Below are 12,510 nucleotides of genomic sequence, written 5' to 3'. Positions count from 1 at the left end.
AAAAATACCGAAATCTGAGTATATGTAATTTGTAATTTTCTGACATACAGTAGTTTGTGTATTAGGCGTAGGATTTGCCACCTTTCACAAGGAATTATGGATTTTAATATTTATCTTACCTTCACCTGCAAGCATGTAGATGCTGATTCTCAACTCTTAACTCACTACTTTCATGCAGGAATTTATTTTCAACAAGCAAGATCTCCAGGTTCTGATGCAGGAACAGGGAGCGACCATTTCAATCAAAATTATTTATGAGAAGTTAGACCCACCCGCCAAGGAGTTTAAGGCAATTGTTGTGGCAACCTCTGTAGGCACAACGGGCGCAACGGTAAGAGGATGCCCTAATCCTCCGGGATGTGATTAAATCTATCTTATCAGATGAGCGATGCTGAATGTATTTGTTAAATTTTTAGATAGTATCCCTCCTTTTGTTCTGATACTCTATGCGCTTGCAAGTGGTAGAGTAGCCTGGAGGAGGGATTTTATCGTTCAGTTTCTGCTCTTGCAAGTCCTTTTAAATACGGCATCAAATATATTACAGCATTTTTATGATCTGAATAATTTATACCTATATCATACCAATTGCATAGTATCCTTTCTTCTATTGTCCGGCTATTTTATGGGACTGCTTACCTATTCCTATGCAAAACCTCTTCTGCTGGCGATGATTGGCTTATTTCTCGTATTTGCCTTTGTTAACATACTTCTCTGGGAAGGACTTGATACTTTTAATAGCAATTCGTATAGTGTGGCCAGCTTTTTTATCATTGCCTATTGTCTTCTCTATTACTATCAGAAACTCACTAATCCGGCTACGATGAGTATTTTTGAAAGCAGGGATTTCTATTATGTAACAGGCTTGCTAGTTTACTTTACCAGCTGTTTTTTTATCTTTGTTAGCTACCGGAAACTCACTCAGGAGAATGTATCCAATCTCGGCTTGCTGTGGATGATACATAATGTGGTGTTTTTACTTATGTGCATCTTTTTTCTGATTGGGTTTCTATGCAAGCCATCGCCTCAGAAATACAATTTGTTATAGCGATTACTCTTCTGTTGCTGTTGATCAGCAGCTTTGTGATCGCTTTTATGTTTTTATACCAGCGTCAGTACCATAACTATGTGAGAGAAAAAGAAGAAATGAAAAATACATATGAACAGGAACTTCTGAAAGCACAGCTTGAAATCAAAGAACAGACCTTGCAAAATATATCTCAGGAAATACACGATAACATTGGCCAGATCTTATCCCTGGTAAAACTAAGTTTAACTACCCTGGTGATTGAAGACAAAGGCACTTCTGAAAAAGTCTCCGTAGCCAAAGACCTGGTGGGTAAAGTAATTCAAGATTTGCGTAACCTGTCCAGGTCCTTAAACACCGGGCATATCCATGAATTAAAGCTATCGGAAGCCTTGCAATTTGAACTGGACCTGATTGAAAAAACAGGTTTGTACAAAACACAACTTACAGTAAGTGGCCAGGAAGTAATGATCGATGAGCAGAAACGGCTGATAGTGTTCCGCATTGCCCAGGAAGTGCTTCAAAATATTATCAAACATGCACAGGCAAGTCAGATTTGTGTATCTTTAGAGTTCACCCCAGCTATGCTGCTGCTTTCTGTGCAGGATAATGGAAAAGGTTTTGATCCTGTGGTTACCCAAGCAGTACCAGCTTCAGATAAAGGTACAGGCATCACCAATATGCATCACCGGGCAAAATTAATAGGGGCTCAGTTTAATATAGGAAGTGAACCCCATAAAGGGAGTAAGGCTAATCTGTCACTGCCGTTGAGCGTAAATAATTAAAAATACATACAAAGCATTTTATTTTTAATAACAGTACATCAGCTATAGTATCTATGACACTTTTACCTCCGATCAAAGTTGCCTTAGTGGATGATCATAAGCTGTTTAGAAAGGGCATGGTAGAACTCATCAATGGCTTTACAGGCTACAAGGTTATCTGGGAAGCAAACCATGGAAAGGAACTAATTGAAAAGATTTCCAGTGAAGAAGTACCTGAGATTGTGCTGCTAGACATTACCATGCCGCAAATGGATGGGTATGAAACCGCACAATGGCTGAAAGTACATTTTCCGCAGATAAAGATATTGGCCTTATCTATGTACGACCAGGAAGATTCCATCATCCGGATGTTTAAAAACGGAGCTACCGGTTACATCCTCAAAGATGCAGACCTCGCAGAACTGAAAGCCGCATTGCAAGAAATGGCTTCCAAAGGTTTTTTCTTCTCGCCACTGGTGAGTAACGCTTTTCTAAATTCCATGTACAAAGAACCACAAGAGAACAAGCCTGTACCAGAAGCCGTCCTATCTGACCGGGAAAGGGAATTTTTAAAGCTTGCCTGCTCTGAACTTACCTATAAGGAAATTGCTGATAAAATGTGTTTAGCTTCTAGAACGATTGATGGCTATAGAGAAGCACTATTTGAAAAATTAGGCGTAAAAAACAGGGTAGGGCTCGTGCTGTATGCTATTAAGCATGGGATTGTGAAAGTTTAGTAAGTATGTTTTTCGTATCGATCTGATGATCTATTTATTACGTCTGTAAAATATTGAAACAATATATTATATCGGCAAAAAACAGCAATAATAAATCCAGAAATATACACTCATTCGCAATTTATGATACGTAATTTATGGTATTGATATACACAATTTTTATGTGTAAGTACCAAATATATTTACTCTAAATCATACGCTTTTAATTGTATCGGGCTAAACATGCTTTGCCTTGTGATAATCTATGTATACAAAATATAGGCATGTTGGCAGAGATGAACTTAATCCTTCTCTAATCATAGGCTAACTGAATCATAATTTCTGAGTAAGGCATTTTTTTAATCTGCTCAACTACAGCTGTATAGGCCTTCTGAAGGCTGATACAAAAATCTGTTAGCAGGTATTGGCTCAAAACAGATTAATCCGTAAAGCTTCCAATTTAAACTTATTAAGAACGATAAGACAAAAGAACTGATCTTGTTTTAAACATCTATTTTTGAAGACGTCTAAAAAAAATGAAATAAATTTTGAATATAATGTTACCTCCTTTCGTCAACTAGTATTAATAATTCATAGCATAAAACTTACATCATACTTTTTTACTGTCAATTTATGATTTGGATCACGAATCATTATCTGCATATGAATAATGTAGATAATGGATAATGCTTTGTCTAAAATCAACCATGGCTTAATTAATATTTAGTAAAAATATAACATGCTGATTTAAGCTTCAACCATAATGAAATACTATATAAAGCCTTCTGTTAAGGTCGTTTGGGTTCTTTAAAATGTATAATTAATATTTCTTCAAGCCTTCATCTTTTTATTTTATGATTCATGCTTACAAACTCACAGCCTTCCTGGCCGTGTTGCTAGCTCTTGCCTATCATGTAACCTATTCCCAAAGTGTTCCAATCAAATCATCCGTAGCTAAAGGTTCTCCTTTTTACGTAAAGGTTGATCAGCAGAACTCTATTAATAATCAGTCCTTTGATCTTATCAAACAAAAGATAGGCTTAGGCACCAGTGATCAATTGGTTTCATTGCAGAGACAGTCAGATATAGGAGGTATCTCTCATGAAAAATTACAGCACTACTTTAACGGCCTAAAAGTTGAATATGGTATTTATAAAATCCATGCAAAGAATGGTATGGTGGAGGGCATTAGTGGTGAACTATATTAGGTACCAGCATCATTGAATTTGAGCCCAACTCTTTCTCAAGAGCAGGCATTACAAAAAGCCCTGGCCTTTGTTGGGGCTAAAACATATAAATGGCAGATAGCCTCGGAAGAAGCATGGGTTAAGGAATTAAAAAATGACACCAAAGCCACCCATTATCCCAAAGGTGAGCTGGTTATCTGCAAAATTTACCGGAAAAACCATCAGATAATTGAGAATGGCGACTTAACCCTGGCGTATAAATTTGATGTATTTTCCCATGAACCCATCAGCAGAGCCCATATATATGTAGATGCACATACAGGTACGGTTATTCACCAGGATGCCATTATTAAACATGTAGATGGAACGGCTCATACCCGTTACAGCGGCCAGCGTACGGTTGCTACCACCCTTTCAAATGGTTCTTACCGCTTGCGTGATGCTTCCCGTGGTTCGGGTGTGGAAACCTACAATATGCAAAGAGGAACCAGCTATGGATCGGCCGTGGATTTTATGGATAACGATAATCAATGGACAGGTACTGAACATGACAATAGCAATAAAGATAATGCTTCCTTAGATTGTCACCTGGGCGCCATAAAAACGTACGATTATTTCAAGAATGTTCTGGGTAGAAACAGTTTTGACGGAAACGGTGCCGCTATCAAATGTTATGTACACTATGGGCAGGGCTATGAGAATGCTTTCTGGAATGGAAGTGTGATGACTTTTGGAGATGGAGAAATGAATGGAAGTACAGGTTCGCAGCCTTTAACAACTTTAGATATTACTGCCCACGAAATAGCACATGCGGTATGCCAGTATACAGCCGGCCTGGTATATTCTTATGAATCAGGTGCTATGAATGAAGGTTTTAGTGACATATGGGGGGCCGTTGTCGAACATTCTGTTGATCCTACGAAATCTATCTGGACTATGGGTGATGATGCTAATTTTGCCATTCGCTCCATGAGTAATCCCAATGCATTTCAACATCCGGATACGTATTTAGGCCAATACTGGTATAGTAGCGGAGGAGATAATGGAGGGGTGCACTATAATAGTGATGTACTGAATCACTGGTTTTATTTGCTAAGCGTAGGTAAAACAGGTGCAAATGACAATGGAGATAATTATGCTGTAACTGGTATTGGAATAGACAAGGCCGCCAGAATCGCCTATCGTACAGAAAGTGTATATTTAACTTCTAACTCAGAGTATAAAGATGCCAGAACTTTCTCCATCCAAGCTGCTAAAGATCTATATGGAGCTACTTCCCAGGAAGCTATTCAGACGGCTAATGCCTGGTATGCGGTAGGTGTGTATGATACTCAATCTACGCCAACCAATCTGACCGCTACAACTGCCTCTGGCACACAAATCAATTTGGCCTGGACGGATAATTCAACGGTTGAAACCGGATTTATTATTGAAAGATCCACCGCTGCTGCCAGTGGTTTTATACAGATTGCTACAGTGGCTGCCAATGCAACTACTTATGCGAATAAAGGTTTAGCAACAGATGCTGTTTACTATTACCGGGTTAAAGCCGCTTTGGGTACAACTTCCTCTACATACGCAATGTTGCCACAGCCACTGTAGGAACTCCTCCAGTAATTATGAGTAATGGAACATACACAACTTATGCGAATCAGGGGTTACAATCCGGAAAGCATCATCAGCGCAGCGGCTAAACGACCAAACACATGCACCATCAAGCCTTCTTGGGAACGTACTTTGGAAGCATTTTGTATATAAGTTTTCTCTTGTATCCAACTAAAAAGAGATTCAATAGGCTGCCTTATTTTAGCAAGGGCAGTGTTGGTTAAATCCTGATACGCCTGATCAAATTGTTTAACGTATGAGTGGCATCCCTTTTTTTTCTTTCATTGGCGTGAGCAGTGTATTGCCCTTGGCAAGCATGTGTTGTTGTAATTCTTTATCACAATAGGCTTTATCTAGAACACTCATATGGGCATAGCTTTTTTCCAACACACTCCGCAGGGCCGTCAAATCATGGACTGAGGCGGGGGTGATAGCTAAAAAGCAGGGGAAAGGCAGGGTATGGGCTCTTTTTAAGGCTAAGGTATGGAGTTTGACTCCATAATAATGCATGTTTTTGGTTGCACAATAGGCTTTGTTTGTTAATGGGGTGGCTACTTTTCCACTTCTTTTGTGAGAGCAGGTAAGAATAGGCATGGAATCGCCCAGCACAATGGTAAGGCAGTCAGCAGGTAAATAAAAAGCCTGTGTCAGTCTTTGGGTCAAGTAAGTAAAAGCGGCTGCCAAACGATTAATTCTATGATTAAAAGTCTGATAAGCAGGCAGGTTTGGAAACCAACTATGCCAGTATTTTTCTATATGCTGATGCATGGATTTGATTTTATATTTTTCTTCATAGCATAAACAAAACAGGTAAATAGTCAGGATTTCTTCATCACTGATTTGCCCTTCAAAATTATTTTTACTAAAACGTTGAACATTCCAACGCAGAAATTGATTATACTCTTCACAGATGTAGCAGTATAATTGGATTAGTTTAAGTTCGTGCATAAAACTTAAACCCTGTTTACTCTACATCTGTTTTTTTATTTTATACTCCTGATTCGCATAACTTGTAGTGCCAGATTTTTGAATGCCGGCGGAACAGGTGATTACAGTAATTACCAGTATATTACTCAAACATTTAACCCGACTACTTCTACAGGTAGAATTAGTGTTACTTTTACCTCTTTCGATACAGAGCAATACTATGATTATCTCTATATTTATGATGGCAGTAGTACTTCAACTCCTTTAATTGGTTCCTATTCCGGAAATACACTTCCTCCAACTATTACTGCTACCAATACTTCTGGCCAGCTTACGTTCTATTTTACATCTAACTCTTCAGGCGTCAAGTCAGGATGGCAGGCTACTATTTCATGTGTGATCTTACCTAATACGCTAGGCAACCTAACCGCGAGTGGTGTGTCGGGGACGCAGATCAATCTGAGCTGGAGTGATACTTCTTCGGATGAAACAGGTTTTGTGATCGAACGCTCCACTTCTTCCACCTCAGGGTTTATCCAGATAGCCACGCTGTCAGCTAATACAACAAGCTATGCCAACACAGGGTTAGTAACAGATAACAGGTATTATTACCGGGTGAGATCGGTTCGCAATGGGATTTATTCCCCTTACAGCAATGTAGCCACAGCCGCTTTGGGCAATGCTCCTTTGTTAATGAGCAATGGCAGTTTCACTGTATGCAGCAGTGTGTTTCTGGATGCGGGAGGTACAGGCAATTATGAGAACAATCAGAGTTTGACAATGACTTTGACACCTGCCACAGCCGTTAAAATGCTTTCTGTTTCCTTCTCTTCCTTTTCCACGGAAAGTTATTATGATGAGCTTCGGATTTACGATGGTTCTACTACTTCTGCTTACCTGATTGGTACCTATTCAGGAACTACCCTTCCACCTATCATTACAGCAAGTAATGCTACAGGCCAGTTAACTTTCCAGTTTTACTCTGGATACAATACAACCTATGAAGGCTGGCAGGCGAGCATTAGTTGTGTAGACCCTGTGCCACCGGTGCTGAGCAGTAGTTCTCCTTTGAAAAACAGTACAAATGTCTATCGCTACAACAATATTGGCTTTTCTTTCTCCCAAACCATGCAGGCAGCCACTGCTTCAGCAGCCGCCATCAAAATCCATGGGTCCCAAACCGGTTTGCGTACCACTGCCCTAGGCGGCTACTTTTCAGGCGCAGGCACCAGCACTGTCACCTTTGATCCTTTCTCAGACCTCAAACCGGGAGAAGTGGTGACTGTAAGTGTAACTACGCAAGCTAAGAATGCCACAGGTTTAGCTATAGTCACTCCACAGGTGTATCAGTTTACTGCTGCTGCCAGCTCAGCCCCGGCTAACTTTGTGGCTTCAACTCTCTCTTTGCCTGCCAGTCCTTTTGGGGTAGTGATGGCAGACTTTGACAAGGATGGAGATATAAACATGGCCAGTTCCCACCACAGCCCCACAGGGGGAGTGAGCCTGCGCTTCAACAATGGGACAGGAGTGTTTTCAGGCAGCACTCAGGTGGCCACCGGGGCCAACAGCCGGGCAATACTGGCAGCTGACTTTGATGGAGATGGTGACATGGATCTAGCCACCGCCAATCAGCTGTCCAATACGGTCAGTGTCAGGTTCAATGATGGTACAGGTGTGTTTAGTGGCACCACTCAGGTGGCTGTCGGTACTACTCCTATCAGTGTGACAGCGGCTGACTTTGATGGAGATGGAGACATGGATATAGCCACGGCCAATTATGGGTCAGCTTCGGTGAGCATCCGCTTCAACAATGGACAGGGCGTGTTTTCAGGGACCACCCAGGTGGCCGTAGGGGTGAATCCTTCCTGGCTGCAGGCCGGCTTCCTGGCTGCAGGCCGGAGATGTGGATGGAGATGGAGATCTGGATCTGGCCGTGAGCAACTATGGATCAGCCTCGGTGAGTGTGCGATTCAACAATGGAAGAGGGGTGTTTTCGGGCACAGCTCAGGTGGCAGTGGGCAGCAATCCGGCAGGGGTGGTGTTAGCCGACTTTGACCGGGACCGGGACTTAGATTTAGCAGTAGCCAACAGTGGGACAGGCACAGTGAGTGTGCGGCTCAACAATGGGCAGGGGGTGTTTGCAGCCACAGCAGAGGTAGCAGCAGGAGCAGGCACCTGGGGGGTGTTGGCAGGAGATGTGGATGGAGATGGGGATCTAGATGTGGTGACAGCCAACAATGGGGCAGGCAATGTGAGTGTGCGGTTGAACAATGGGCAGGGGATGTTCAGTGGCAGCACACAGGTAGTGGTGGGCAGCAGTCCACGGGGGATAGCCGCGGCAGATGTGGATGGAGATGGAGATTTGGATCTAGTCACAGCTAACTATTTGGCTGCCGCTTGCTCTGTGCTGTTTAATAGGAGCCTATCTCAAATAAGCTCAATAGCCAGAGTAGATAATGATGATATAGAGCAAAGGTCTGTAATTTATTCTAATCCTTTTGCAGGTGATCTTACGCTGAAAGTTGGCAGTAAAGAGACAGAAAAGTTGTTGATTACAATAATAGATGCTTATGGGAAAGTAGTATATGTAAATGATAATCATACTACCAATCTGAGCATTACACTTCATCCGGATATTCCAGCAGGTGTTTATATTTTGCAGGCAAGGTATGGAACATTCATACGAATCTTTAGGATAGTTAAAATAGAATAATATTATAAAATACCCTATGAGTATCAATCGGCAGTTTCTATAATAAATAAAAGAAATTGCTGATTGATACTGATACTAGTGCAAATAAGCATTACTACATAAGATAATACTACTAAGTACCAGAACGGATTTAGTTTAAAGTACCGTCATTATACAAAGAGAAGATCCTCCATTCTATTATTTACCATGTAAAATATGGAAGCTGTTTAAATATTATTTTGTTCTTAATTTTTCACAGCAAAAGGACAGAGAAGGCAATTAAATCGAGCGCCACCCAAATACAGACGAGTGTATCAAATCTGACCAGTAGGACTTTAAATCTATCAATTCCGAAGCTATACAACGTGTGCAATTCACTAAGCATTAGCCTGTTCGATGGCAACTCTACATTTATAAAGTTGTTGGTCAAAATGTTGATCGTGTGGCCAGTCTTATCTAGCCTTACATGGATTAGATTTAATGTTGGCTTGATTTTGTTTTTGTTGACAAAACTCCCGTAGGGTAGTATCATCAAATCCAGGATCGGCATTGAGAAAAATACCTTTGATATCAATGCCTGCTGATAGCAGCAATTGGCAGAGTTGCTCAAAGAGGATCTGGATTTGATATAAATCGTGGGGCTGCCCTTCTTGCGGAGTAGCCATAGCCAGCATTAGGGCCTGATTGTCAGCCATAAACAAGACTGTTAGTTGTCCTGGCAGCTTTACGGCCCTGATAACCAATGGCTTCTCCTCCATGCTTGTCTATGGTATCACTTCCATTCATAGCCAATCTTACAGAATGTGTGAGGTTCATTGTGCACTGGAAAGGTCTAGATAGGCATGATGGTTAGCTAATAAGTTGATCTATACTTGTTACCAGTCGCCTAGTTTAGTCCATCGGTTAAAATAATAGTAAATCCCTTGCCAAGTAAGTTGCTCTTCTTTAAAGAATTGTTTAACGGGCAACTGTCTCCATTGACAGCCTGTTTTTAAGCGGTAGAGAATCAAAATAACAATTTGATAAAGAGCGCTCTGCTGGAAAAACTTCGCTTACCTAAAGTCAAATGAGGCAAAATCCATTGCTCAATCATATCTTTGTTTAAGATTTCCATGGTAAGGTTAGCTTTTGGTTGTGGTGACTCAAAGTTCTACCTTCTTTGGAAATCTCTCTTATTTATAATCATAAACATCTAAACAGCTTCTTTATTAAGATTATGCTGCACTCTTTAAAACAAAATAGTTTAAACTAATGCCTATTAAGGCAGAAATGCCTTTGTTTAGATTGTATAGAGTGATACAGGCAATATGATTTTAGAATAGAATTTTCCTGGAAGCAAACTATGTACTGTAAGTGCATAGCTGTTAAGTGTATAATATTACTATATGATTATTGCTACAGCTTTCAATTGCTGTTCAAATTTTAATTTGCTTTTTTCAAATGCAGTAGTATTTATTTCAAATCTGTATCTGCCGTTCTCTGAAACAAAGTTTACTAAACTGCCGAATTTACCTAATCCCTCTTTATGCGTAATAAGAAGCGTACCGCTGCCTGTTAATTTTTTTAAAACATCACTTAACAGACTGCTGCTTTCAGAGGTTAAAAATAAGATATTACACTTTTTTTCTATATTTCCAACATCTGTGTATTTCTTGATACTAATTCTACGGCCATTTACAGTTTTTATAGCAGCTATCTTTTGTAGTTCTTTATCTAAATCTGTATTTCCTATTATGCCAATAGTAAAATCTCCATTGCTATATTCTTCGGGCCACTGTACATACTTTGTGAAGTTGTATATGAAGATACTATGAATTTTATTTTCAGCTTCATGAATATCCGCTTGCGCATTGGTTGGATACGCATATATACACAATACCATGATAATTATTGAAAATAAGGTTTTATTCATAAAATTCTTTTTCTCAAAATTTTGAGAATAAATTAATAATAGATGTTTTAAATTTACTCTGAAAAAGCTGCAACTTTTATTAAATATTATTCAGCTGCAACTATAGTCTAAATGTTATTATTTATATTAAGTGCAGCTATTTCATAGATTCAACTTTTACTTTTATTTGCTCATATTTATCTTTCTCATTTATGTTATAATATATCCCCTGCAAAGCAACTAACGCATTTTTATTTTCAGGTGATAACTTAGCGGCTTTCTCCACATAAGGTAGAGCTTCTTTAAAAAGTAAAGTGACATTTTCTAATAACTTATGAAAGGCAAGTATATCCAGATCATAAACCTGTGGGTTAATTAAATCTACTCCTCTATTATAAAGAGTAATCCCCATGTTATAGTTAGCTGTAAAATTATCTGGAGATATACGTAAAATTCTTTCGTAAACAGCCTTTCTTTTTAGAAAATAGTTTTTACTGTTAGTAGAGTCAATTTGAGATATTTTTCCATATAATGTACCTGCAACCAGCAACACTTCGATATTAGAAGAATCTAATTGAAGATACTCATTTACGAGTTTTTCTGCTTGATTCAGCTTGTTGGCATCTAAATATAAATTTATTCCTGTAATGCTTAATTGAAGATTATCTGGAAAGAGCTTACGGCCAGATTCTAAAATACTCAAAGAAAGCGTATCATTTCCTTCTTTCATGTAAAGCAACGCAAGTTCTTCATAAAGTGATGGATCATTATATTGTAATGAAAGCGCCTTTTCAAAGTACATCTTGGTTTTCTGTAAATTCTTTAATTGCGAAGAGGAATAGCCGGCATAGAAAGTTGCCTGTTTGTAGATTTCATCAATTTTATTACTAAATGTGTATTTTATACATTTTTCAAATTTACTGAGCGCTTCATTGAATTCCTTATTATTGAAATGATCAGTAGCATCGTTATAGTATGATGATCTTAGAAAATTAACTATTGCTTCATTATCGGCATTGAAGGTATTTTTTTTATCCAATTGGAGGCTTTTTCGGGCAGATTCCAAAGCTATTTCTCTAAAATCATCTGATGCAGAAGTGTTTGCTTTATATAACTCTTTATAAATAAAACTTTTAAGATACCAGGTTCTTGGATCTGTAATTGTTGATTCGTGCTGAGAAGCAATATCAATTGATTCACGAGCTTTCTCAATATTCTTGTTTTTTATATATTCAAATGCCTTATCTACTAAAACTACCTGTCCCCAAACAGGAAACTCTACCAGGATAAATAATGGAATAATAAATAAATGACTTGCTTTCAAGAGATCAAATATTGTTATACTAAAAATTTATATAAAAACTGTAAAAATTGAATAAAACCATTAGTAGTTATAGTTTTAAGCTAAGGTTCAATATTTTTTCTAAAATACAACTATTATAGAATAGCTTATGAAACCCTCATTAATTGTTAAGATTCTACGATAATAAAGCATGTAATAAATGCAGCAAATATTTTCACTTATAACTTTCTAACTCTATGAGTTTAATAAGCGGCTAAACGTAAACTCTGCTATAGCCCAATGCAGTGTACTACAAACTAAATCGGTTATTTTAGACCATTTGTAGACTTCCCCTAAAAGTGATCCAGTGAAAAGTAGAGGAATTTAAGTATACTTCCACTAATAGAACTAATGGGAAAATG

General features: G+C 38.8%; 13 protein-coding genes and 1 pseudogene. 8 read left to right on the top strand and 6 right to left on the bottom strand.

Annotated elements, in window-relative coordinates; translation table 11 throughout:
• Positions 1-172: 172 nt before the first annotated feature.
• The 6 genes from GXP67_RS06190 (at position 173) to GXP67_RS06165 (ending at position 5,293) form a co-directional block, all read left to right on the top strand.
• A complete protein-coding gene (locus GXP67_RS06190; RefSeq protein WP_162442337.1) occupies positions 173-367 on the top strand; it encodes a hypothetical protein in 195 nt (64 codons plus the stop codon).
• 255 nt (positions 368-622) lie between these two features.
• Complete coding sequence (locus GXP67_RS06185; RefSeq protein WP_162442336.1) at positions 623-1,045, top strand: hypothetical protein; 423 nt, start codon at positions 623-625, stop codon at positions 1,043-1,045.
• Positions 1,009-1,809 (top strand): sensor histidine kinase, encoded by an 801-nt coding sequence (locus GXP67_RS06180; RefSeq protein ID WP_162442335.1) that lies wholly within the window; start codon positions 1,009-1,011, stop codon positions 1,807-1,809. Before GXP67_RS06185 ends, GXP67_RS06180 begins: the two co-directional genes overlap by 37 nt.
• 53 nt (positions 1,810-1,862) lie before the next feature.
• On the top strand, positions 1,863-2,525 hold the full coding sequence (locus GXP67_RS06175; RefSeq protein ID WP_162442334.1) for a response regulator transcription factor: 663 nt from the start codon (positions 1,863-1,865) through the stop codon (positions 2,523-2,525).
• A gap of 833 nt (positions 2,526-3,358) precedes the next feature.
• Complete coding sequence (locus GXP67_RS06170; protein WP_162442333.1) at positions 3,359-3,712, top strand: hypothetical protein; 354 nt, start codon at positions 3,359-3,361, stop codon at positions 3,710-3,712.
• An 18-nt stretch (positions 3,713-3,730) separates the two neighbouring features.
• Complete coding sequence (locus tag GXP67_RS06165; protein ID WP_162442332.1) at positions 3,731-5,293, top strand: M4 family metallopeptidase; 1,563 nt, start codon at positions 3,731-3,733, stop codon at positions 5,291-5,293.
• A gap of 252 nt (positions 5,294-5,545) precedes the next feature.
• Here GXP67_RS06165 and GXP67_RS06160 read toward each other — a convergent pair whose 3' ends face one another.
• Positions 5,546-6,244 (bottom strand): transposase, encoded by a 699-nt coding sequence (locus tag GXP67_RS06160; RefSeq protein ID WP_162442331.1) that lies wholly within the window; start codon positions 6,242-6,244, stop codon positions 5,546-5,548.
• A gap of 78 nt (positions 6,245-6,322) precedes the next feature.
• On the opposite strand from GXP67_RS06160, the pseudogene GXP67_RS37275 reads away from it, so the two are divergent.
• Positions 6,323-7,996 (top strand): annotated as a pseudogene (locus tag GXP67_RS37275) (FG-GAP-like repeat-containing protein); the annotation flags it as partial.
• Positions 7,997-8,126: 130 nt separating this feature from the next.
• Positions 8,127-8,936 carry a T9SS type A sorting domain-containing protein gene (locus GXP67_RS06150; RefSeq protein ID WP_394351963.1) on the top strand — a complete coding sequence of 270 codons (810 nt, stop codon included), beginning with the start codon at positions 8,127-8,129 and terminating at the stop codon, positions 8,934-8,936.
• A 431-nt stretch (positions 8,937-9,367) separates the two neighbouring features.
• On the opposite strand, the gene GXP67_RS37270 is transcribed toward GXP67_RS06150, so the two are convergent.
• From GXP67_RS37270 to GXP67_RS06135, 5 genes are all read right to left on the bottom strand, one after another.
• Complete coding sequence (locus GXP67_RS37270; protein ID WP_232064993.1) at positions 9,368-9,610, bottom strand: hypothetical protein; 243 nt, start codon at positions 9,608-9,610, stop codon at positions 9,368-9,370.
• Positions 9,603-9,731, bottom strand: coding sequence for a hypothetical protein (locus tag GXP67_RS37745; protein WP_262890482.1), 129 nt, complete (start codon positions 9,729-9,731; stop codon positions 9,603-9,605). The genes GXP67_RS37270 and GXP67_RS37745 overlap by 8 nt, the downstream gene beginning before the upstream one ends.
• A 59-nt stretch (positions 9,732-9,790) precedes the next feature.
• Positions 9,791-9,883, bottom strand: coding sequence for a hypothetical protein (locus GXP67_RS37265; protein ID WP_232065274.1), 93 nt, complete (start codon positions 9,881-9,883; stop codon positions 9,791-9,793).
• A 413-nt stretch (positions 9,884-10,296) separates the two neighbouring features.
• Positions 10,297-10,827, bottom strand: a complete 531-nt coding sequence (locus GXP67_RS06140) for a YfiR family protein (protein ID WP_162442328.1) — start codon at positions 10,825-10,827, stop codon at positions 10,297-10,299.
• Positions 10,828-10,963: 136 nt separating this feature from the next.
• Complete coding sequence (locus GXP67_RS06135; RefSeq protein WP_162442327.1) at positions 10,964-12,130, bottom strand: tetratricopeptide repeat protein; 1,167 nt, start codon at positions 12,128-12,130, stop codon at positions 10,964-10,966.
• Positions 12,131-12,510 lie beyond the last annotated feature (380 nt).

Source organism: Rhodocytophaga rosea (assembly GCF_010119975.1).
Classification (GTDB): Bacteria; Bacteroidota; Bacteroidia; order Cytophagales; family 172606-1; genus Rhodocytophaga; species Rhodocytophaga rosea.
This window is presented reverse-complemented; position numbering and strand designations above follow the sequence as displayed.